Origin of the sequence: Ideonella flava (assembly GCF_051857595.1) — a bacterium.
Lineage (GTDB): Bacteria > Pseudomonadota > Gammaproteobacteria > Burkholderiales > Burkholderiaceae_C > Ideonella.
In genome coordinates this window covers 107726-130037 of record NZ_JBPZHD010000015.1, presented here as the reverse complement: position 1 = coordinate 130037, position 22312 = coordinate 107726, and the positions used below count along the sequence as shown (strand labels likewise).

19 protein-coding genes are annotated in these 22312 nt (G+C 68.2%); 13 read left to right on the top strand and 6 right to left on the bottom strand.

The window, feature by feature from the left end; all coding sequences use genetic code 11:
- Positions 1–55 precede the first annotated feature (55 nt).
- From ACS5PM_RS28445 to ACS5PM_RS28435, 3 genes are all read right to left on the bottom strand, one after another.
- Positions 56–928 carry an MBL fold metallo-hydrolase gene (locus tag ACS5PM_RS28445; RefSeq protein ID WP_439391298.1) on the bottom strand — a complete coding sequence of 291 codons (873 nt, stop codon included), beginning with the start codon at positions 926–928 and terminating at the stop codon, positions 56–58.
- Between the two features lie 109 nt (positions 929–1037).
- Positions 1038–3125, bottom strand: coding sequence for a sigma-54-dependent Fis family transcriptional regulator (locus tag ACS5PM_RS28440; protein ID WP_439391296.1), 2088 nt, complete (start codon positions 3123–3125; stop codon positions 1038–1040).
- 327 nt (positions 3126–3452) lie between these two features.
- Positions 3453–4601 (bottom strand): porin, encoded by a 1149-nt coding sequence (locus ACS5PM_RS28435; protein ID WP_439391295.1) that lies wholly within the window; start codon positions 4599–4601, stop codon positions 3453–3455.
- A gap of 660 nt (positions 4602–5261) precedes the next feature.
- Between ACS5PM_RS28435 and adh the strand changes: the two genes are divergently transcribed.
- From adh to ACS5PM_RS28410, 5 genes are all read left to right on the top strand, one after another.
- Positions 5262–6782, top strand: a complete 1521-nt coding sequence (gene adh / locus ACS5PM_RS28430) for an aldehyde dehydrogenase (protein WP_439391294.1) — start codon at positions 5262–5264, stop codon at positions 6780–6782.
- Positions 6783–6862: 80 nt separating this feature from the next.
- The gene (locus tag ACS5PM_RS28425; RefSeq protein ID WP_439391293.1) at positions 6863–7240 is read left to right on the top strand and encodes a DUF779 domain-containing protein; all 378 of its coding nucleotides are present in this window, start codon (positions 6863–6865) and stop codon (positions 7238–7240) included.
- Positions 7241–7377: 137 nt separating this feature from the next.
- Positions 7378–7953, top strand: coding sequence for a polyhydroxyalkanoate synthesis repressor PhaR (gene phaR / locus ACS5PM_RS28420; protein ID WP_439391292.1), 576 nt, complete (start codon positions 7378–7380; stop codon positions 7951–7953).
- Between the two features lie 52 nt (positions 7954–8005).
- A complete protein-coding gene (gene rimO, locus ACS5PM_RS28415; RefSeq protein ID WP_439391291.1) occupies positions 8006–9397 on the top strand; it encodes a 30S ribosomal protein S12 methylthiotransferase RimO in 1392 nt (463 codons plus the stop codon).
- On the top strand, positions 9394–10590 hold the full coding sequence (locus ACS5PM_RS28410) for a PLP-dependent transferase (RefSeq protein WP_439391290.1): 1197 nt from the start codon (positions 9394–9396) through the stop codon (positions 10588–10590). The genes rimO and ACS5PM_RS28410 overlap by 4 nt, the downstream gene beginning before the upstream one ends.
- Positions 10591–10593: 3 nt before the next feature.
- On the opposite strand, the gene pip is transcribed toward ACS5PM_RS28410, so the two are convergent.
- Both pip and smpB read right to left on the bottom strand, forming a co-directional pair.
- Positions 10594–11562, bottom strand: coding sequence for a prolyl aminopeptidase (gene pip, locus ACS5PM_RS28405; protein WP_439391289.1), 969 nt, complete (start codon positions 11560–11562; stop codon positions 10594–10596).
- 290 nt (positions 11563–11852) lie between these two features.
- On the bottom strand, positions 11853–12335 hold the full coding sequence (gene smpB, locus ACS5PM_RS28400) for an SsrA-binding protein SmpB (RefSeq protein WP_439391288.1): 483 nt from the start codon (positions 12333–12335) through the stop codon (positions 11853–11855).
- Positions 12336–12389: 54 nt separating this feature from the next.
- On the opposite strand from smpB, the gene ACS5PM_RS28395 reads away from it, so the two are divergent.
- Both ACS5PM_RS28395 and ACS5PM_RS28390 read left to right on the top strand, forming a co-directional pair.
- Positions 12390–12845, top strand: a complete 456-nt coding sequence (locus ACS5PM_RS28395; protein WP_439391286.1) for a type II toxin-antitoxin system RatA family toxin — start codon at positions 12390–12392, stop codon at positions 12843–12845.
- Positions 12832–13137: an RnfH family protein gene (locus ACS5PM_RS28390; protein ID WP_439391285.1), complete on the top strand. Its 306-nt coding sequence runs from the start codon at positions 12832–12834 to the stop codon at positions 13135–13137. Before ACS5PM_RS28395 ends, ACS5PM_RS28390 begins: the two co-directional genes overlap by 14 nt.
- A 6-nt stretch (positions 13138–13143) precedes the next feature.
- Here the strand turns inward: ACS5PM_RS28390 and ACS5PM_RS28385 are convergent, their stop codons facing one another.
- Positions 13144–13665 (bottom strand): DUF4124 domain-containing protein, encoded by a 522-nt coding sequence (locus ACS5PM_RS28385; protein WP_439391284.1) that lies wholly within the window; start codon positions 13663–13665, stop codon positions 13144–13146.
- Positions 13666–13799: 134 nt separating this feature from the next.
- Between ACS5PM_RS28385 and guaB the strand changes: the two genes are divergently transcribed.
- The 6 genes from guaB to ACS5PM_RS28355 all read left to right on the top strand — a co-directional run bounded on the left by guaB (position 13800) and on the right by ACS5PM_RS28355 (position 22307).
- A complete protein-coding gene (gene guaB, locus ACS5PM_RS28380) occupies positions 13800–15272 on the top strand; it encodes an IMP dehydrogenase (protein ID WP_439391283.1) in 1473 nt (490 codons plus the stop codon).
- A 193-nt stretch (positions 15273–15465) separates the two neighbouring features.
- On the top strand, positions 15466–16728 hold the full coding sequence (locus ACS5PM_RS28375; protein WP_439391281.1) for an MFS transporter: 1263 nt from the start codon (positions 15466–15468) through the stop codon (positions 16726–16728).
- Positions 16725–18332: a glutamine-hydrolyzing GMP synthase gene (gene guaA / locus ACS5PM_RS28370; protein WP_439391280.1), complete on the top strand. Its 1608-nt coding sequence runs from the start codon at positions 16725–16727 to the stop codon at positions 18330–18332. Before ACS5PM_RS28375 ends, guaA begins: the two co-directional genes overlap by 4 nt.
- Positions 18333–18370: 38 nt before the next feature.
- The gene (gene tadA, locus ACS5PM_RS28365) at positions 18371–18925 is read left to right on the top strand and encodes a tRNA adenosine(34) deaminase TadA (protein WP_439391391.1); all 555 of its coding nucleotides are present in this window, start codon (positions 18371–18373) and stop codon (positions 18923–18925) included.
- Positions 18926–18928: 3 nt separating this feature from the next.
- Positions 18929–19831, top strand: coding sequence for an LD-carboxypeptidase (locus ACS5PM_RS28360; protein ID WP_439391278.1), 903 nt, complete (start codon positions 18929–18931; stop codon positions 19829–19831).
- Positions 19832–20138: 307 nt separating this feature from the next.
- Positions 20139–22307, top strand: coding sequence for an ABC transporter substrate-binding protein (locus ACS5PM_RS28355; protein ID WP_439391277.1), 2169 nt, complete (start codon positions 20139–20141; stop codon positions 22305–22307).
- Positions 22308–22312 lie beyond the last annotated feature (5 nt).

The window sequence follows — 22312 nt, the reverse complement described above, 5'->3', positions numbered from 1 at the left end:
GAGCAAAACGTTCGCAGGGGCAATGGCCATCGGCCATTGCTCCGCCTGCTGCCTCCTAGCTCAGCTCGATCTCCATGCCGTCGTGCGCAACCTCGATGCCGTGCGCGGCGAGCTGGCGGCGTTCGGCGCTGGCCTCGTCCAGCAGAGGGTGGTCGTGCTGGGCTTCGGTGAGGACCTTGCGCGTGGCCGAGAGCGTGGCCAGGTCGTTCAGCGGCGCGTGCAGGCCGCCGACCAGGATGCACTGGGCGCGCGCCATCCATTCGCGCTCCACCGGGCCCACCCCTTCCAGCGTCGGCGCGTGGAACAGGCGCTCGCCGCTGGCCTCGTCCTCGATCAGGACGCCGATGGAGTCGCCGGCCGCAGGGTCGTCGCGCCGCGGCGAGTGAGGCGGGGGGGAGCCGGGCAGGGCGATCGCACGCAGGCGCAGGCCGGGGCAGCCGGGGACGCGGAACTCGGCGCTGGACTGCGCGGCCGGCTCCTGCTCGTCGCCGAGTTCACCCGAGATCGGCAGCAGGTGCCAGCGCACGCCGCAGTAGTGGTCGAGCACCGGCAGCAGGGCCAGTTCGCCGGTGAGCTCCTCGAACACCCGCGGGGTGCAGTACAGCTCCAGGGGCGGGCCGTCGCGCAGGTTGAGCAGGCCGGCGACGTGGTCCAGCCGGGCGTCGGTCAGGAGGATGGCGCGAATGGGCGGGGGGCCGCCGCAGCCGGACGGTGACTGCAGGGCCGGCGTGTCGCGCAGTTGCTGAGGCAGGTCGGGCGAGGCGTTGATGAGCAGCCAGCCTTCGCCGTCGGCCGAGACGGCGATCGAGCCGGGGGTGCGGCGACGACCTCGCAAGGTCCCGTCACGCAGTCCGGCGCATTGGCGGCAAGTGCAGTTCCAGCGGGGCGAGCCTCCCGCGGCAGCGGAGCCGAGCACGAGGATTTTCATTTCGCTGAAGGGCTTGCGAGCGATGGGCCGCTGGCTCGCCGCTCCACGTTGTGGCAGATGCCCTCAGCACTGCAAGACGCGTGCCCCGCGCGTCAGTTCGGGGAAACTCTCAGCCCCGGCTCGTCGTGGCCTGCCAGCGCAGCTTGCGGTAGATCGTGTTGCGGCTGATGCCCAGGCGCCGGGAGGCGACGGAGATGTTCCCGCCGGCCTCGTCGACCGCCCGCTGGATGGTTCGCAGCTCGAGCTCCTCGAGCGTGGCGGCACCCGAATCGGGCTCGGTGGAGGAAGGCGGCACGGAGGGTGTCGCCACCGGTTGCGCGACAGCTTGTGCCGATGCCGACGCCACCGGTACGGCCACCGCGGGCGCAGACAGGTCCTCCTGCGCGTCCTCGAGGAAGTCGTCCGACAGGTGGGCACGCGTGATCACCATGTCGCTGCCGGCCATGACGGCGGCGGTGCGCAGCACGTTGGTGAGCTGGCGGATGTTGCCCGGCCAGTGGTAGCCCTGGAGCAGCTGGACCACCTCGGCGTGCAGGTCCAGCGGCCGCCCGTTCGTTTCGGCCCGCAGGATCTTCCGCACGATGGTCATCAGGTCCGTCCGCTCGCGCAGGGCGGGCAGGCGCACCACCAGGCCGTTGAGGCGGTAGTACAGGTCTTCGCGGAAGCCCTGGCCGCTGATCATCTCGCGCAGGTTGCGGTGGGTGGCGCTGATGACGGCGACATCGACCGGCACCGATTTCGCCGAGCCCAGCGGCGTGACCTGGCGCTCCTGCAACACGCGCAGCAGGCGGGCCTGCAGGGCGAGCGGCATGTCGCCGATCTCGTCCAGGAACAGCGTGCCGCCGTTGGCCTGCAGGATCTTGCCGGTCGCCCCCTTGCGCCTCGCGCCGGTGAAGGCGCCGTCCTCGTAGCCGAAGAGCTCGGCTTCGATCAGGCTCTCGGGGATGGAGGCGCAGTTGACGGCGACGAAGGCGTGGCGGGCACGGTCGGAATCCTGGTGGATGGCGCGGGCCAGCAGCTCCTTGCCCGTTCCGGTCTCGCCCAGCACCAGCACCGAGATGTCCCGGTTGAGCACGCGGCGGACCTTAGTCACGACCGCTTCCATCTGCGGGTCGCCCGTCTGCAGGTAGCGCAGGCCGGACAGCCCGCTGGCGGCTCCCGGCGCGCTGCCCGACGTCATGCCCGGCGCGGGTCTCGCCGCAGCCGAGAAGTAGGCGGACTCCACCGGCGGGCAGGACGACGGGGGAGGCAGATCCTCCTCCGCCTCCACTGTCGTGCTGCCCAGCGCGTGCCAGGTCGGCCAGTTGAAGGCGGCGCGCATGTGAAGGCGCTGGCCATTGGGCAGCACCATGGCCATGGGCGGGGCGATGGGGGAACGGAAATGGTCGACCACCGCGCCGACGGTGACCGAGAAAAGCGTGGCGACGCTGTTCATGCGCAGGGCTGCACCGCTCAGGCCGAGCTGGTCGAGCGCGCTCCTGTTGGCGCCCAGCAGCTTGCCGTCGCGGCCGACGGCGACGATGCCTTCCATCAGGGTGCCGATGAACTCCGGCCGGCTGTGGAAATGCAGCCTCAGGGCGTGGCGGAAGTCGTCCGTCAGCCAGTGGTTCTCGATCATGCGGGCCGACATCTTGACGAGCCCCATGGTGTGCATGTGGTACGAGTGCTGGTCGCCCGAGACATCCAGCACCCCGAGCATGTTGCCGCGCGGGTCGAAGATGGGCGATGCCGAGCAGGTGAGGAAGCCGTTGGCATGCATGTAGTGCTCGTCGGCATGCACGACGGTCGGGATTTCATCGACCAGCGCGGTGCCGATGGCGTTGGTGCCCTTGCTGGACTCCGACCAGTTCGCCCCCGGCGCCAGGGCCACCTTGGAGGCCTTCTGCAGGAAGGAATCGTGGCCCACCGAGTGCAGCACGGTGCCCTGCGCGTCGGTCAGCAGCACCATGCTCTGGCTGGCCATGGTCTGCTCCAGCAGCAGCTCCATCACCGGCGCCGCATGCAGGTGCAGGCGCAGGTTGCGCTCGCGGGCTATGGCCAGATCGGAGCGGATCAGGCCGGCGTGGTCGGGCCGGTCTATGCGGGACAAGCCCCGTGCGACACAGCGCTCGTGCGAATGCAGGATGGTCTCGGCATGCAATGTGTCCCCGGGCACCGGCAGGGTGGTCGGGTCGCGAGCCGGGAGAGAGTTCACCATCGCACGGGTCCTTTTGCGTATCGCCGGTCCTTCGAAGCGTAGCGACCGCCGGGTGCTGCGAAGCGTAGCGGCCGGACAGCGACGCACAAGCCATCGTAGGCCCTGGAATTGATCTGCGTCAGCTGCAGGAATCCCTGGTGCGGGGCACAGGGTTGTCCCAATCCGGGACAACTCTGGTCCGGAAGGTGACAGTGCTTTCGCGAGGCTTACGGAAGGGCAGGGGCTGCCTGATCCTGCGCCCGCCGCCAGGCCGGCTACGAGGCGCTCGATCAGGGCGAGCGCCTCGGCCGTGGCAGCGCCCCGCAGCCGCGGGGCGCGAGTTGGGTCTCAGAAGAACAGGATGGCGCCGAGAGAAACCCCGTTCTGGCGCGCCTTGTCGCCCACCACCGGGGTGGATTCGGTGCGGTTGAGTTCGCCCACCAGGGTCAACGAGGGCGTGAGCTTGTAGTAGCTGCCCAGCGTCAGGCTGACGTTCTTGTCCAGGTCGGTGGCGACGCCGTCCTTCAGCTTGGTCTGCCCGTAGCCCAGGCCGAGCTTGAGGTCGGCGGTCGCCTTGAAGGTGGCCTGCACCAGCACGGCGGTCTGCTTGCGGTCGCCGGAGTCGCCGTCGGCAAGCACGCCCAGGCCCTTGCCCGATTGCACGTTGGCCAGCAGCGAGAAGGCGCCGAAGTCGACGCTGCCGCCCAGCTCGACGCCGCTCATGCGGAAGTCGTCTCCTGCCCCGGCCACGCTCTCGTCGAACTTCTGGGTCTTGGCGCCGAGCCAGACCTTGCCCGCGGGCATCGCGTAGGCCAGCTGGGCCTGCAACTGCGGCTCGGTGGCGCTGGGGGCGTTGACGCCATTGCTGACCGGGCTGAACAGGCCACCGCTGAAGGTGAAGCCGCTGGCGGTGGGCGCGGTGTAGGTGATCTCGCCATAGGTGCCGAGGTAGCTGTAGCCGGCGCCGATGTGGCCCAGCGAGACGCGGCCGCGCTGCGTGGCGGAGGTGGGCAAGCCGACGCCGAGCAGCGTCATGTCGGCGAGGATGGCGTTGGCGCCGAAGATGCCGTAGTCGCGGCCGAGCTTGAAGGTGCCCATCTCGGGACGGCCGACGGTGAGGAAGCCCTGGCGGACATCCACCTCGCTGTTGCTGGCGATGGAGCTGCCGGTGGCGACGGCGGCGCCGATCATCAGCGTGGCGCCGACGTCGTAGCCCGCCTGCTTGCTCTTGGCGCCGACGATGAGCGCGTTGGGCAAAAGGCCGTTGCCGATGACGGTGCTCTTGTCGTGTCCGCCGCATCCCAGCGCTTGCGTGGCCAGGGCGACACCGGTGATCGCCTGGTTGCCGTCGCAATCGGCATACGTGTAATAGGCGTTGATGAAGCCGCCGACCGACAGGTCCCAGTCTCCGGCCTTGATGTCGACGGCGCCTGCCGGGCCGGCCATGGCGCACAACGCCAACGGAACAAGGACGCGGCTGGGGGTGGCTGAATGCATGGGTCTGTCTCCTCGATGGATGGTTGGGTGGATTTCGAGCGCTGAAGTGGCGGGCCTTGCGCGCGCTCACGCGCAGGCCCGTTCCTCGCCTGGGTGTGGTTGTTCGGGACAGGGGGTGTGGCGCCTTGTCGCGCCTCGGGCCTCTGGCGAGGCCCGGCAGCTGTCCGCCGTGGTCAAGCAGCAGCTGCTGGGTCTGCCGGCACGGGGGCCGGCATCACCTCGTAGGTGTTCGACGCTCAGATGCCAGCGGCGTGCCAGGCGCTCAAACCACGGTCGGGCCCCGAATTCAGCGCTCGCGCTACGGGTTTGCCACGAGGCTGCGGGCTGACCTGGCCGCGCGCTGTGGCAGCGCGGTGCACGTGGGCGCTCAAGTTCCGACCACCACCCGAAGCGAGGGACACCGCCTTCGATTCCACGAGTCGGCAGCCGATGTTCCTCAAGGTTGATGCCCTCGGCGCTTGTTCGACCGAGACGCCTGCTTCAAGGTGACACAGCGGATCAATGACACCAGGGCGTTGCGTCTCCGGCGGGAGCAGCCGGTAGGCGTAAACCTGGGCCCGGCGGGCCGATCGCCCACGTCGCGCGCCTGGCACGGAAGTTGGGTTGTCTCGGTCGGCCGCACGGCTAAAGCCACCTGTTCCACCAGACCGAAAGAGACACATGATCTACGCTGCACCCGGCGCCGCTGGCGCCAAGATCGCCTTCAAGGATCGCTACGACAACTTCATCGGCGGGCAGTGGACGCCGCCGGTCAAGGGCGAGTATTTCAACGTGGTCACGCCCACGACGGGCAAGCCCTACACGATGGCCGCCCGTTCCACGGCCGAAGACATCGAGCTGGCGCTGGACGCCGCCCACGCCGCCGCCGACAAGTGGGGCAAGACCGATGCCGCGACCCGGTCCAACATCCTGCTGAAGATCGCCGACCGCCTCGAGCAGAACCTCGAGCTGCTGGCCTACGCCGAGACGGTGGACAACGGCAAGCCGATCCGCGAGACGCTGAATGCCGACATCCCGCTGACGGTGGACCACTTCCGCTACTTCGCCGGCGCGCTGCGGTCCCAGGAGGGCGGCATCAGCGAGATCGACGAGAACACCATGGCCTATCACATCCACGAGCCCCTGGGCGTGGTCGGCCAGATCATCCCGTGGAACTTCCCCATCCTGATGGCCGCCTGGAAGCTGGCCCCGGCGCTGGCCGCGGGCAATGCGGTGGTGCTCAAGCCGGCCGAGAACACCCCGATCTCGATCCTGGTGCTGGCCGAGCTGATCGCCGACCTGCTGCCCGCGGGCGTGCTGAACATCGTCAACGGCTATGGCCGTGAAGCCGGCATGCCGCTGGCCACGAGCAAGCGCATCGCCAAGATCGCCTTCACCGGCTCCACCACCACCGGCCGCGTGATCGCACAGGCCGCGGCCAACAACCTGATCCCGGCCACGCTGGAGCTCGGAGGCAAGTCGCCCAACATCTTCTTCGCCGACGTGATGGACAAGGACGACGCCTTCCTCGACAAGGCGATCGAGGGCCTGGTGCTGTTCGCCTTCAACCAGGGGGAGGTCTGCACCTGCCCGAGCCGTGCGGTGATCCACGAGAGCATCTACGACCAGTTCATGGCGCGGGTCCTCAAGCGCGTGGCGGCGATCAAGCAGGGCAACCCGCTCGACACCGACACCATGATCGGCGCGCAGGCGTCCAAGGAGCAGCTGACCAAGATCCTGTCCTACCTCGACCTGGGCAAGCAGGAGGGCGCGGAACTGCTTTGCGGCGGCAGCCAGGCCAAGCTCGGCGGTGAACTCGAAGGCGGCTACTACGTGCAGCCCACGCTTTTCAAGGGCCACAACAAGATGCGCATCTTCCAGGAGGAGATCTTCGGCCCGGTGCTGGCCGTGACCACATTCAAGGACGAGGCCGAGGCGCTCGAGATTGCCAACGACACGCTGTACGGCCTGGGCGCCGGGGTCTGGAGCCGCAACGGCAACGTGGCCTACCGCATGGGCCGGGCCATCAAGGCCGGTCGCGTGTGGACCAACTGCTACCACGCCTATCCGGCACACGCCGCCTTCGGCGGCTACAAGGAATCGGGCATCGGTCGCGAGACCCACAAGATGATGCTGGACCACTACCAGCAGACCAAGAACCTGCTGGTGAGCTACAGCGAGAACAAGCTGGGCTTCTTCTGAGCGGCGGGCCGAGGTTCACCACGACGACGGGAGGCGGGCGACCGCCTCCCTTTTTCTCATTCGGACCATGAAAGATTCCCATGATCGAGAAGGTCATCGCCACCCCGGCGGCGCTCGAGCTCATCGCGTTCCTCAAGGCCCGGCACGGTCCGGGCCTGATGTTCCACCAGAGCGGCGGCTGCTGCGACAACAGCGCGGCGAATTGCTACCTGCTCGGCGAGATCACCACCGGGGCTGGCGACGTGTACCTGGGCGACATCGGCGGCTGCCCGTTCTACATCGGGAAGGCGCAGTACCAGTACTGGCGGCACACCCAGCTCATCATCGACGTGATCGAGGGCCATGGCGGCACCTTTTCGCTCGAGGGTCCCGAAGGCAAGGCCTTCCACACCCGCTCGCGCGTGTTCACGGCCGATGAGATCGCGCAGCTCGACGCCCAGGACCAACCGGCCGGCTGACCCGCCGGCGCCGGGGCGGCGTTCGGGGCTGCCCTGACAGTGAATCCCCGCGGGGGGCATCGCGGACCGCGCACCTAGAATCGTTGTGCAGTTGCACAACTTTCCCATGTGCCGCGGCGCACAAGGAGCCCCACCCGATGCCATCCGCCCGACGGCCCGAGCCCGGTGCCGCGATCACCGCGCCCCCGCCCCTGCGGGTGCTCAAGAAGTACCCGAACCGCCGCCTCTACGACACCAGCGCCAGCACCTACATCACCCTGGCGGACGTGAAGCAGATGGTTCTCGATGGCGTGGCCTTCGAGGTGCGCGATGCCAAGACCGGCGACGACCTCACCCGCAGCATCCTGCTGCAGATCATCCTGGAAGAGGAAACCGGCGGCGCGCCGATGTTCACCGCCACCATGCTGGAGCAGATCATCCGCTTCTACGGCCACGCCATGCAGGGGATGATGGGCTCCTACCTCGAGAAGAACCTGCAGACCTTCGTCGAGATGCAGACCCGAATGGCCGAGCAGGCCCGCGGGCTGTACGACCCCAAGGCCTTCACGCCCGAGATGTGGGCCCAGTTCATGAGCGGCCAGGCTCCGATGATGCAAGGGCTGATGGGCAACTACCTGGAACAGTCCAAGAACCTCTTCGTGCAGATGCAGGAGCAGATGCAGAAGCAGTCGGGCGGCTTGTTCCCCGGCTTCCCCGCGCCGCCGCAGAAGTAGGCCTTGCCCCGGCAGCCCGGGCGGGCCGATGCCGGTTTGCGACAATCGCGGGATGACCGCTGACCCCACCGCGCTGGGCGCCGACAAGCCCGCGCCGACCATTGGCTTCGTGAGCCTGGGCTGCCCCAAGGCCCTCACCGATTCCGAACTCATCCTGACCCAGCTCTCCGCCGAGGGCTACCAGACCGCCAAGACCTACCAGGGGGCCGACCTGGTGATCGTCAACACCTGCGGCTTCATCGACGACGCGGTGAAGGAAAGCCTGGACACCATCGGCGAGGCCCTGGCCGAGAACGGCAAGGTCATCGTCACCGGTTGCCTGGGCGCCAAGCAGGGCGATGGTGGCGGCAACCTGGTCAAGCAGATCCATCCCAAGGTGCTGGCCGTGACCGGCCCGCACGCCACGCAGGAGGTGATGGACGCGGTGCACGTGCACGTGCCCAAGCCGCACGATCCCTTCGTCGACCTGGTGCCCGCGGCCGGCATCAAGCTCACGCCCAGGCACTACGCCTACCTGAAGATCAGCGAGGGCTGCAACCACCGCTGCACCTTCTGCATCATCCCCAGCATGCGCGGCGACCTGGTCTCGCGGCCGGTGGGCGACGTGCTGAAGGAGGCGAGGGCGCTGTTCGAGGGCGGCGTGAAGGAGCTCCTGGTGGTGAGCCAGGACACCTCGGCCTACGGCGTGGACGTGAAATACCGCACGGGCTTCTGGGACGGCAAGCCGGTCAAGACCCGCATGCTCGATCTCGTGGCCCAGCTGGGCGAGCTGGCCAAGGCTCACGGCGCCTGGGTGCGCCTGCACTATGTCTACCCCTATCCGCACGTCGACGAGGTGATCCCGCTGATGGCCGAGGGGCTGGTGCTGCCCTACCTGGACGTGCCCTTCCAGCATTCGCACCCCGATGTGCTCAAGCGCATGAAGCGCCCGGCCAGCGGCGAGCGCAACCTGGAGCGCATCCAGAAGTGGCGAGAGATGTGCCCCGAGCTGGTCATTCGCTCGACCTTCATCGCCGGCTTCCCGGGCGAGACGGAAGGCGAGTTCGACCACCTCCTGCAGTTCATGCGCGAGGCGGCCATCGACCGTGCGGGCTGCTTCGCCTACTCGCCGGTGACCGGCGCGGCGGCGAACGAGTTGCCCGGCGCGCTGCCGGACGAACTGCGCGAGGAGCGGCGCGCGCGATTCATGGCGGTGGCGGAGGAGGTGTCGATCGCTCGCCTGGCACGCCGCGTGGGCGCGACCATGCAGGTGCTGGTCGATCATGCGCCGGCGCTCGGCCGCAAGGGTGGCGTCGGGCGCTCGTATGCCGATGCGCCCGAGATCGACGGTACGGTGCGCCTGCTGCCGCCGCTCAAGGCCTCGACCCAGCTGCGTGCCGGTGAATTCGCCAAGGCCCGGATCGTTGCCGCGGAAGGGCACGACCTGGTGGGCCAGCCCCTATGAGTGCAAAGAAGGACTGCTCACCGGCCACCGGCCTGATCCACCATCCATACCGCCCGCCCGAGGGCTTTGCATCGCCGGCCGTGCCGGTCTGCAAGGCCTCCACCGTCTTCTTCCCCAGCGTCGCGGCGCTGCGCAGCCAGCATTGGCTCGACAAGCAGGCCTACACCTACGGCCTGCATGGCACGCCCACCACCTTCACCCTGGAGGAGCGGCTGGCCACGCTGGAAGGGGCCAAGCATGTGCTGCTGGCTCCGAGCGGCCTGTCGGCGCTGACCAACGTGAACATGGCGCTGCTGTCCAGCGGTGACGCCGTGCTGCTGCCCGACAACGTCTACAACCCCAGCAAGGAGTTCGCGCGCCACGAACTGGCGCGGTGGGGCATCTCCCACAAGGTGTACGACGCGATGCAGCCGGAGTCCCTGCTGCAGGCCCTCGGCCCGGATGTGAAACTGGTCTGGCTGGAGGCCCCGGGCTCGGTGACGATGGAGTTCCCGGACCTGCCGGCGCTGGTGCGCACCGTGCGCGAAGCTGCGCCGCAGGCCGTCATCGCGCTGGACAACACCTGGGGCGCGGGGCTGGCCTTCGATGCCTTCGAGCTGGGGGTGGACCTCACCATCCACGCGCTGACCAAGTACCCCTCGGGCGGTGGCGACCTGCTGATGGGCTCGATCGCCTGCCGCGACCAGGCGCTCTACCAGCGACTGGCCATGACGCACAGCCGCCTCGGTCTGGGCGTAGGCGCCAACGATGCCGAGGCCGTCCTGCGTGCGCTGCCGACACTCCCGTTGCGCTACGCATCTCAGGATGCCTCGGCCCGGCGGATCGCCGAGTGGGCTGCGGGCCAGCGGCCGCTCATCCGCCGCGTGCTGCACCCGGCCCTGCCGGGCTCCCCGGGGCACGAGCACTGGGCCAGTGTCTGCCGTGCGGCCGCCGGCTTGATGACGCTGGAGTTCGACCCGGCCGTGGAGCCGGCGCGCGTCGATGCCTTCATCGAGGGCCTGGCACTGTTCCGCATCGGCTGGAGCTGGGGTGGGCCGGTGAGCCTGGCGGTGCCCTACCAGGCGAGCACGCGGCTGCGCCAGCTGGGCAGCCCCTACGCGGGCACGCTGGTGCGCCTGTCCATCGGGCTGGAGGGCACCGACGACCTCATCGCCGACCTCGCCTTGGGCCTGCAGCGCCTGCAAGCCGCCTGATGCTCAGCGGCCGGCGAAGTGCCCTTCGCGGGCGAAGCGGTTGGTGGCGTCGACCAGGGCCGCGGCGATGCCGGGCTCGTAGGACGAATGGCCCGCGTCCTCGATGATCCTCAGTTCGCAGCCGGGCCAGGCATCGGCCAGGGCGAAGGCATAGCGCACCGGGCAGATGACGTCATAGCGCCCGTGCACGATGAAGGCCGGCAGGTGCCGGATGCGGGCCATGTCCTGGAGCAATTGGCGCGGCCGAAGAAAGGCCTTGTGCCGGAAGTAGTGGGCCTCGAGGCGGCCGATGCCGAGGGCTATCGCGTCCTCGGTGAAGGCGTCTGCCGTCTCAGGGTGGGGCAGCAGGTGCAGGCACGAGCCTTCGTAGCGGCTCCAGGCCCGGGCCGCCGGCGTGTAGACGGCCCTGTCGTCCGAGCTCAGGCGGCGGCTGTAGGCGGCGAGCAGGTCGCCTCGCTCGGCCTCGGGCACATGACCCGCAAACGCCTCCCATTCGCGCGGGAAGAAGTTGCGCACGCCGTGCAGCCACCAGTCGATCTCTTCGTCGCTCACCAGCCAGATGCCGCGCAGCACCAGGCCCAGGCAGCGCTCGGGGTGGGCCTGCGCGTAGGCCAGTGACAGCGTCGAGCCCCAGGAGCCGCCGAAGACCAGCCAGCGTTCGATGCCCAGCATCTCGCGCAGTCGCTCGATGTCCTGGATCAGCAATCCGGTGGTGTTCTCTCGCGTCTCGCCCAGCGGGCTGGACTGGCCGGCTCCGCGCTGGTCGAAAAGCGTGACGTGGTAGCGCGCCGGATCGAAGTAGCGCCGGCTCCTGGGCGAGATGCCGGCGCCCGGGCCACCGTGCAGGAACACTGCCGGGATCCCGTGGGGATTGCCGACCGTCTCCCAGTAGATCTCGTGAAGCGCGCTGACCTGCAAGCGGCCGGTGCGCAAGGGCTCGAGGGGAGGGTAGAGCACGTCATCCAGCGTCATGGTCAACCCCCTGTGTTCCGGCCTGTCGCCGTTCATTCCTTCGGACCTGATGAGACTTTGTGTCTCATCAGGCGGCCCTTGTGGCGGCGCTGAAAGGGCCGCTGACCGGCTTCGCCGTTCATTCCTTCGGACCTGATGAGACCTTATGTCTCATCAGGCGGCCCTTGTGGCGGTGCCGAAAGGGCCGCTGACCGGCTTCGCCGTTCATTCCTTCGGGCCTGATGAGACCTTATGTCTCATCAGGCGGCCCTTGTGGCGGTGCCGAAAGGGCCGCTGACCGGCTTCGCCGTTCATTCCTTCGGACCTGATGAGACCTTATGTCTCATCAGGCGGCCCTTTTCTCTGTCCCAATCCCGTTTCTTCTCGGTCTCGCGCTTGTCGTGCTGGGCCTTGCCCTTGGCCAGCGCGATCTCGGCCTTCACGCGGCCGCCCTTGTAGTGCAGGTTGAGCGGCACGAGGGTGAAGCCCCGCTGCTCGACCTTCCCGATCAGGCGCCGGATCTCGTCCTTGCTCATGAGGAGCTTCTTGGTCCGGTCGGCCTCGGGATGGACGTGGGTGGAGGCGCTGCGCAAGGCGTTGATCCGGCAACCGATCAGGAAGAGTTCGCCGCCCTTGATCACCACGTAGCCATCGGTCAGCTGGACCTGGCCGGCGCGGATGGCCTTGACCTCCCAGCCTTCCAGCACCATGCCGGTCTCGTACTGCTCCTCGATGTGGTATTCGAAGCGGGCTCGGCGGTTTTCGGCGATGAGGGCGTTGGAAGCAGGCGGCATGGGGCGTGGGGCACCTTCGGATGCGATGGCGGGTGCCTAGAATCCGGCCATTGTATGAAGCACGTGAAGAAGTCCGTCCTGTTGTGGTACTCCCCCGCCGAGATGTACCGCCTGGTCACCGACCTGCAGCATTACCCGGATTTCCTGCCCTGGTGCGAGAAGACCGAGATCCTCGAGCAGCACGAGGACGGCATGACCGCCAGGATCGGCCTGCACTACGCCGGCGTGCGCCACGCCTTCACCACCCGCAACGTGCACGTGCCCGATCGCCAGGTGCTGATGAAACTGGTCGACGGGCCGTTCTCGCTGCTCGAAGGGGCCTGGGATTTCGTTCCCCTGGGCCGGCCGGGCGCGGAGGCGCCGACAGCCTGCCGCATCGAGTTCGACCTGCGCTACGCCTTCTCGAGCCGGCCGCTGGAGGCGGTGCTCAGCCCAGTCTTCGACCGCGTGGCCAACACCTTCGTCGATTCCTTCGTCAGCCGGGCGGAGCAGGTCCATGGCCCGCGTTGAAGAGGCGGTGGCGGTGAAGGTCCAGGTCAGCTACAGCCCTGCGCCCAGGCGGGTGGACCAGGTCGAACTGGATCTTCCGCCGGGCAGCCGGCTGGCCGATGCCCTGCGCGCCAGCGGGCTTCTCGAGCGGCACGGCCTTCGCGCCGAGGATGGCCTCAGCGTCGGGATCTGGGGCAAGGCGAAGCCGCTGGACACGCCTGTGCGCGAGGCGGATCGCATAGAGATCTACCGCGGTCTGACGGTGGACCCGAAGGAAGCCCGGCGGCAGCGCTACCGCAAGCACAAGCGCTGAGTCGCGCTACTGGCAGTTGGCGTCGGCGATCTGCCGGGTGCGGGCGATCTCGGCGGCGCGACCCGCGTCGTCCAGGACCTCGCGCTCGCCCTTGTCGTTCATCCGCGCGACTCGCTGGCCGCCTTCGAGCGCCGTCAGCTGGTTGCGGGCCCGCTGGCAGTTCTCGAGCTTGACCTGGTCGCTCCTGGCCTTGTCGGCCGCCAGCCTCGCCTTGTCGGCAGCGGCCTTGTCGGCCAGGGCCTTGTTCTTCTTGGCCTCCAGCGCAGGATCGACGCCGGAGGCGGACTCGGCGCCCATCGGCGCATCGCTGGCGGCGGCCATAGGCGCGCGGGCGCCGTGCGGCCGCTGCAGGATGTCCTTTTCCGGCACTTCCATCGGCGGCGGCCGGTCGCTGACCTGCACGCGACCGTCCTTGTCGCGCCATTTCCAGATGCTCTGGGCGTTGGCCGCGCCGGCGGCGAGCGCCAGCGTCAGGGCCAGGAGTCCGAGTCGTCCCAACGAGCGGAATGGCGTGGCTTTGTATTGCATGCGTGGCGACGGCAGGCCCGTTGCGGACCCGTCACGTGGGTGGCTATCTCAGCCGGCAGTGTACGGCGTGCGCCCCGGCCGCAGCCGTGCATTCGGTCATCCGTATAATCCTCTTTTGCGTCTGGAGCTTTCCCATGCGCCTTCTAGGCAAAGCGCTCACCTTCGACGATGTGTTGTTGGTGCCGGCGTACTCCCAGGTGCTGCCTCGCGACACTTCGCTGGCCACCCGCGTTTCCCGCAACATCCTCCTGAACCTGCCGCTGGTGTCCGCCGCGATGGACACCGTGACCGAAGCGCGCCTGGCGATCGCCATCGCGCAAGAGGGGGGCATGGGGATCATCCACAAGAATCTGTCTCCCAAGCAGCAGGCGGCCGAGGTGGCGCGGGTCAAGCGCTACGAGTCCGGCCTGCTGAAAGATCCGATCACCATCGCCCCGGGCGCCCGCGTGCGCGACGTGATCGAGCTCTCGCGCCAGCATGGGATATCGGGCTTCCCGGTGGTCGAGGACGGCAGGGTGGTCGGCATCGTGACCAACCGCGACCTGCGCTTTGAAACCCGGCTCGACGCCCCGGTACGCGACATCATGACCCCCCGCGAAAGGCTGGTCACGGTGCGCGAGGGCGCCTCGCTCGCCGAAGCCAAGGCACTGATGCACCGGCACAAGCTGGAGCGGGTGCTGGTCGTCAACGATGCGCTCGAGCTTCGCGGCCTGTTCACGGTCAAGGACATCACCAAGCAGACCACCTTCCCGAACGCGGCGCGTGACCCGAACGGCAAGCTGCGCGTGGGCGCTGCGGTCGGCGTGGGCGAGGGCACTGAAGAGCGCGTCGAACTGCTGGTCAAGGCCGGCGTCGATGCGCTGGTGGTCGACACGGCGCACGGTCACGCCCACGGCGTGCTGGAGAGGGTCCGCTGGGTGAAGAAGAACTTCCCTCAGGTCGACGTGATCGGCGGCAACATCGCCACCGGTGCCGCGGCACTCGCCCTCGTCGAGGCGGGCGCCGACGGCGTCAAGGTCGGCATCGGTCCCGGCTCCATCTGCACCACCCGCATCGTCGCCGGCGTGGGCGTGCCGCAGGTCACGGCGATCGACAACGTCGCGACGGCGCTCAAGGGCACCGGCGTCCCGCTGATCGCCGATGGCGGCATCCGCTACTCGGGAGACATCGCCAAGGCCATCGCAGCCGGCGCAGGCACGGTGATGATGGGCGGCATGTTCGCCGGCACCGAAGAGGCTCCGGGCGAAGTCATCCTCTTCCAGGGCCGCAGCTACAAGAGCTACCGCGGCATGGGCTCGATCGGCGCGATGAAGGCCGGCTCGGCCGACCGCTACTTCCAGGAAAACGACGAGACCACCAACCCGAACGCCGACAAGCTGGTGCCCGAGGGCATCGAGGGCCGGGTGCCCTACAAGGGTTCGATGGTGTCCATCATCTTCCAGATGGCCGGCGGCCTGCGGGCGGCCATGGGCTACTGCGGCTGCGCGACGATCGACGAGATGCGCGAGCTGGCGGAGTTCGTGGAGATCACCTCGGCGGGCATCCGCGAGAGCCACGTGCACGACGTGCAGATCACCAAAGAGGCACCGAACTACCGGGCCGAGTGAATGAAGCCCCCTACGGCGCCGATGGCGCCGGTCCCCCCAAGGGGGATCGGCCACCTAGGGGCGGCCCGTCGGCGGCCGAGACCCCGTACGGCGCCAATGGCGCCGGTCCCCCCGAGGGGGATCGGCCCCCCGATGGAAAGCGCCCGGCCATGACGCCGGGCGCGGTCATTTGCAGCGAACGAATCAGAAGTCGATGAGCGCTCCCGCCGCCCGCGGCCGCGAAGCCGCGATGCCCTTCATCATGCTGACCGTGCTGATCGACATGATCGCGATCGGCCTGATCATCCCGGTGCTGCCGCACCTGGTGGGCAGCTTCACCTCGTCGGCCACCGAGAAGACGATGTGGTTCGGCGTCGTGGCCTTCTCCTTCGGCATCGCCAACTTCTTCGGCTCGCCCATCATCGGTGGACTGTCCGACCGCTACGGCCGCCGGCCGGTGCTGCTGGTGGGCTTCTGCGGGCTCGCGCTCAGCTTCTTCGTCACCGCGATGGCCACGGCGCTGTGGATGCTGATCGTGGTGCGCCTGTTCAGCGGGGCGATGCAATCCAACGCGGCCGTTGCCAACGCCTACGTGGCCGACATCTCGACGCCGGACCAGCGAGCCAAGCGTTTCGGCATGCTGGGGGCGATGTTCGGGCTCGGTTTCATCCTCGGCCCGGCGGTGGGCGGCGTGCTAGGCGGCATCGACCTGCACCTGCCGTTCTATGCGGCCGGCGTGCTCGCGCTGGCCAACTGGCTGTACGGTTACTTCGTGCTGCCGGAGTCGCTTCCCCCCGAGCGCCGCCGCCGCTTCGAGTGGAAGCGGGCCAATCCGGTCAGCTCGCTTTCCGGGCTGGCCCAGATCCAGGGCATAGGGCTGCTGGTGGCGGTGGTCGGGCTGGCCGGCCTGGCGCAGTTCACGTTGCACATGACCTGGGTGCTCTACACCGACCTCAAGTTCGGCTGGGGGCCGCGCGAGACCGGCTGGTCGCTGTTCGCCGTCGGTGTCATGTCCGCCCTCGTGCAGGGCGTGCTCATGGGCCCGCTGCTGCGCCGCTTCTCGCCCCGCCGGCTGGCCGTGCTGGGCCTGTTGTCCTCGACCCTGGCGTTCGCCGCCTGGGGGGCGGCCACCGAGGGCTGGATGATGTACGCCGTCATCTTTGCCAACCTGCTGGGCTTCGCCGGCACGGCGGCCATCCAGAGCATCATCTCCAACGCCGCGGGCCAGAGCACGCAGGGCCAGACCATGGGCGCCGTCGCCGGCCTGAACAGCCTGATGGCGGTCATCGCGCCCATCGTCGGGCCGGCGCTGCTTTCGGTCGTCTCCCATCTGCCGCGCGGCGACTGGCGCATTGGCGCGCCGTACTACTTCTGTGCCGTGCTGCAGGGGCTGGCGACCCTGCTCGCGGTCCGCCATTTCAGTACCCACCAGGCCGCGTCGGCGGCCCAACCGGCCACCACGCCCACCGCTCCATGACGCACGACAAGATCCTGATCCTCGACTTCGGCTCCCAGGTCACCCAGCTCATCGCACGCCGCGTGCGCGAGGCGCACGTGTACTGCGAGATCCATCCCAACGACGTCAGCGACGCCTTCGTGCGCGAGTTCGCGCCCAAGGGGATCATCCTGTCCGGCAGCCACGCCAGCACCTACGAATCAGCCGAGCTGCGCGCCCCGCAGGCCGTGTGGGATCTCGGGGTCCCTGTGCTCGGCATCTGCTATGGCATGCAGACCATGGCGGCGCAACTCGGCGGCCTGGTCGAATACAGCGACCACCGCGAGTTCGGCTATGCCGAGGTTCGCGCCCGCGGCCACACGAAGCTGCTGGAGGGCATCGAGGATTTCCGCACCGCCGAGGGCCACGGCATGCTGAAGGTCTGGATGAGCCATGGCGACAAGGTCACCCAGCTGCCGCCGGGCTTCAAGCTCCTGGCGAGCACCCCCAGCTGCCCGATCGCCGGCATGGCGGACGAGGCCCGCGGCTACTACGCCGTGCAGTTCCACCCCGAGGTGACGCACACGCTGCAGGGCAGGGCGCTGCTCGAGCGCTTCGTGCTCAAGATCGCGGCTGCCCGCCCCGACTGGATCATGAAGGACCACATCGCCGAAGCGGTCGCCGCGATCCGCGAGCAGGTGGGCGACGAGGAGGTGATTCTCGGCCTGTCGGGCGGCGTCGATTCCAGCGTGGCCGCGGCCCTGATCCACCGCGCCATCGGCGACCAGCTGACCTGCGTCTTCGTCGACCACGGCCTGCTGCGCCTGGACGAAGGCCGGATGGTGATGGAGATGTTCGTGGGCCGGCTGCACGCCAAGGTGATCCATGTCGACGCGGCTGACCAGTTCCTGGGTCACCTGGCCGGCGTCAGCGACCCCGAGCAGAAGCGCAAGATCATCGGCCGCGAGTTCGTCGAGGTGTTCAAGGCGGAGGCCGCCAAGCTCAAGGCGGGCACTGGCGGCCACAAGGGTGCGCAGTGGCTCGCCCAGGGCACGATCTACCCGGACGTGATCGAGTCCGGCGGCGCCAAGACCAAGAAGGCGACCACGATCAAGAGCCACCACAACGTCGGCGGCCTGCCCGAGACCCTGGGCCTGAAGCTGCTGGAGCCGCTGCGCGACCTGTTCAAGGACGAAGTGCGGGAGCTCGGCGTGGCGTTGGGCCTGCCGCACGAGATGGTCTATCGCCACCCCTTCCCGGGGCCGGGCCTCGGCGTGCGGATCCTGGGCGAGGTCAAGAAGGACTACGCCGACCTGCTGCGCCGGGCCGATGCGATCTTCATCGAGGAACTTCGGGAATGGAAGGACGAGGCGACCGGCAAGAGCTGGTACGACCTCACCAGCCAGGCCTTCGCCGTCTTTCTGCCCGTCAAGAGCGTGGGCGTGATGGGCGACGGCCGCACTTACGACTACGTGGTGGCCCTGCGCGCCGTGCAGACGAGCGACTTCATGACCGCCGACTGGGCCGAGCTGCCCTACGGTCTGCTCAAGCGCGTGTCCAGTCGAATCATCAACGAGGTGCGTGGCATCAACCGGGTGACCTACGACGTGTCGAGCAAGCCGCCCGCCACCATCGAGTGGGAGTGACCGTGGACGAGCCGGTAAGCCCCGCCGACGAGTACGCGATGCGCTTGGCGCTCGACCAGGCGCAGAACGCGTGGCTGTCGGGGGAGGTGCCGGTGGGCGCGGTGATCACGCGGGAAGGGCAGGTGATCGCCACCGGCTACAACCGTCCGATCACCACGCACGATCCCACGGCGCATGCCGAGATGGTCGCCCTTCGGCACGCGGCGCAACTGCTCGAGAACTACCGTCTGCCCGAATGCGAGCTGTACGTGACGCTGGAGCCCTGTGCGATGTGCGCGATGGCGCTGATGCACGCCAGGTTCAAGCGGGTGGTGTTCGGTGCGCCGGATCCGAAGACAGGCGCCGCGGGGTCGGTGGTGGACCTCTTCGCACAAACCAGGCTGAACCACCACACGGCGGTGCAGGGCGGTGTCCTGGCCGAGGCGTGCGGCACCATCCTGCGAGAGTTCTTCGCGGAGCGGCGGGCGCAGCAAAAGGCCTTGCGAGCGGCGGAGCCGCTGCCCGGGCTGGCTGCCGATCCCGCGCCGGGCGACGAGCCCATCCCGACCGGCCAGGCCACCGAGCTTCCCGACGATCCCGACACCATCTTCTGACGCATGACGAGCCTCACCCTGTTCACCCCCTCCGGCGTGTTGCTCAAGGCGGCGCCTTTGCGGCTGGCCGCCAGGCGCCTGACCGCCATGGGCTTCACCGTCAACGTCGACGAGGCCGCCCTGGCCAAGCAGCAGCGCTTCGGCGGCAGCGATGAAGTGCGCCTGGCCACGTTGCACCGCGTCGCGACGCAGGCGCCTTCGGTCGCCATGGCCACGCGCGGCGGCTACGGCCTGACCCGCCTGCTGGACCAGCTCGACTGGAAGAAGCTCGCGCGCAGCGTGGAAAGGGGCACCCGCTGGGTCGGCTACAGCGACATGACGGCGTTCCAGATGGGCCTCCTGGCCCACACGGGCGCCAGCACCTGGTGCGGCCCGCTGGCGGTCGACGACTTCGGACGAGAAGAGCTGGACGAGGTGACGCCGGACTGCTTCGCGGAGGCCATGAGCGGCGAGCTGGAGGCCATCGGCTTTCGCACCGAAGCCGGCTTCGACGGCCTTCAGGCCAAGGGCCTGCTGTGGGGCGGCAACCTCACCGTGCTGACCTCGCTGCTCGGCACGCCGCACTGGCCGCAGGTCAAGGGCGGCATCCTGTTCGTCGAGGACGTCAACGAGCATCCGTACCGCGTCGAGCGGATGCTGCTGCAGCTGCACCAGGCTGGTGTGCTGGCGCGCCAGAAGGCTGTGCTTCTGGGCGCGGTGAGCGACTGGAAACGCTCCCCGATGGACCGAGGCTACGACCTCAAGGCCATGGTCGCGCAGGTCCGCTCGCTCACCCGCACGCCGGTGCTGACGGGCGTGCCCTTCGGCCATGTGCCGACGAAGGTGACCATGCCCTTCGGGCGTCCGGTGAGTCTGCTGGTCGAGGGGCGCGACGCCTTCGTCGGCTGGTCTCACCAGCACCACTGACCCGTTGGTGGAATTCGCTGCTGACGCTGAGTTTTGTTGAAGATGCTTCGCTGGCTCTCTCGATGAGCTTGCGAAAACCCTAAGCCGCCCGGCGAATACCCGGGCATAGAATCTGCAAGACGCCTCGCCGCACGCTCCGGGCACAAGCCGGAGCCGTGCCGCGGGCGGTTTTGTTTTGTCCGCTGGTCGCGCCCTATCCGCGTGGCGACCGGCCTTCTCTGGAGTTTGTCGCATGGGCGGTGTGGTGTCGGCGTTCGGTCGGGTCTGGCGAGCCAGGCCCTGGCTGTGGGCCACGGGCCTGGCTCTGATGTCCGTGGTGACTGGCTGCGACAACAGCCCCTGGCCCAAGGGCTCGGCCGAGTCGAAGATGATCTTCTCGGCCATGATCGAGAACACGCCGAGACACCTGGATCCGACGGCGTCGTACTGGTCCAACGACACCCTGGTCACCTACCAGGTCTACGAGCCCCCCTACGGCTACCACTACCTGAAGCGGCCATTCGAGCTGGTGCCGAAGTCGGCCGAGAAGGTCGTCGCGCCGGTCTACCTCGACAAGAACGGCCAGCGCTTGCCTGACGATGCGCCGGGCGACCAGGTCGTCGAGAGCGTGTACGAGGTGCCCATCAAGCGCGGCATCATGTTCCAGCCGCACCCCGCCTTCGCCAAGGACGAGCAGGGCCAGTACCGGTACCACCACATGAAGGCCGGCGAGGTGGGCGACCGCCGTTCGCCGCTGCAGTTCGAGCAGGGCACGCGCGAGCTGGTGGCCGATGACTTCGTCTACGCCCTCAAGCGGCACGCCACCACGCGCATCACCACACCCATCTTCGGCGTGTTCTCCGAATATGTGATCGGCCTGAAGGAATACGGCGACCTGGTCAAGAAAGAGGACGCCAAGCTGCGCCAGGGCACCGACCCGTCGAGCCTGGACAAGCCCTTCCTCGACTTCCGCAAATGGCCTCTGGCCGGGGCGACAGCGCCCGAGAAGTACCTCCTTCGCATCCGCCTGCACGGCAAGTACCCGCAGTGGAAGTACTGGATGCAGATGACCTTCCTGTCGCCGGTGCCCTGGGAGGCCGACGCCTTCTATGCCCAGCCGGGCATGGCCGAGAACAGCCTCACGCTGGACAACTGGCCCGTGGGCACGGGGCCCTTCATGGTCACCGAGTTCGTGAAGGACCGGCGCATCGTGATGAAGCGCAACCCCAATTACCGTGGTGAGCCTTATCCCTGCGAAGGCATGCCCGGCGACAAGGAGCGCGGCCTGCTGGACGATTGCGGCAAGAAGACGCCGTTCGTCGACGGCATCGTGTCCACCGTGGAGCGCGAGGCCACTCCGCAGAAGAACAAGTTCCGCGACGGCTACTACGACCTGGAAGTCTTCGAGCGGACCGACCTCGGCACCCAATACCTGGTGGAGGCCAACGACTCGGACGAGGTCAGGGCGGTCTACGAGAAGAAGGGCTTCATCTTCCCGCAGTACGGGGACGTCAACAGCTACTTCATCGCCTTCAACATGCTGGACCCGGTGATCGGGTGGGGCGAGAACGAGGCGCAGCGCGAGCGCAACCGCAAGCTGCGCCAGGCCATCTCGATCGCCATCGACTGGGAGGAGTACTCCAAGGTCTTCCCGAAGAAGGCCGGCGTCACCGCCATGAGCCTGCTGCCCGAGGGCATCCCGGGTTCGCGCGAAGGCACGCCGGAGGGCCTCAACCCGCTCACGCACCGCCTGGTGAACGGCAAGTACGTGCGCCGCCCCATCGAGGACGCCCTGAAGCTGATGACCGAGGCGGGCTACCCCGACGGGCGCGAAGCCAACACCGGCAAGCCGCTGGTCATCAACTATGACTTCTATGCACCGGCCACTCCGGAGCGAAAGCCCGAGATCGACTGGGTGGTCAAGCAGTTCGCCAAGCTCGGCATCCAGCTCGAGGTGCGCGCCACCGACAACAACCAGTTCCAGGACAAGGTGCGCAAGGGCAAGCACCAGGTCTTCTGGCTGGGCTGGAACGCCGACTATCCCGATGCCGAGAACTTCCTGTTCCTGTTCTACGGCCCGAACGCGAAAAGCGTGTCGGACGGCGAGAACACGTCGAACTACATGAACCCGGAGTACGACAAGCTGTTCGCCCAGCTGAAGACCATGGACGACGGCCCGGCCAAGCAGGAAATCGTCGACAAGATGACCGAGATCCTGCGCCGCGATGCGCCTTGCTCCTTCGGCTTCTACCCCTACGCCTCGGCAGCCATCCAGCACTGGGTGACCAACTCCAAGCCCGCGATCCTGGTTCGCGACCACGGCCGCTACTTGAAGCTCGACAGCGCGGAACGCACGACCAAGCTGGCCGAGTGGAACCGGCCCGTGTGGTGGCCGCTGACGCTGATCGTCGCGGTGCTCGTGGCCGGCATCCTGGTGGCGCGCAACAGCCTGCGTCGGCGCGAGCGCATGAATGCCCGCGGCGAGATTCTCGTCTGACCCAG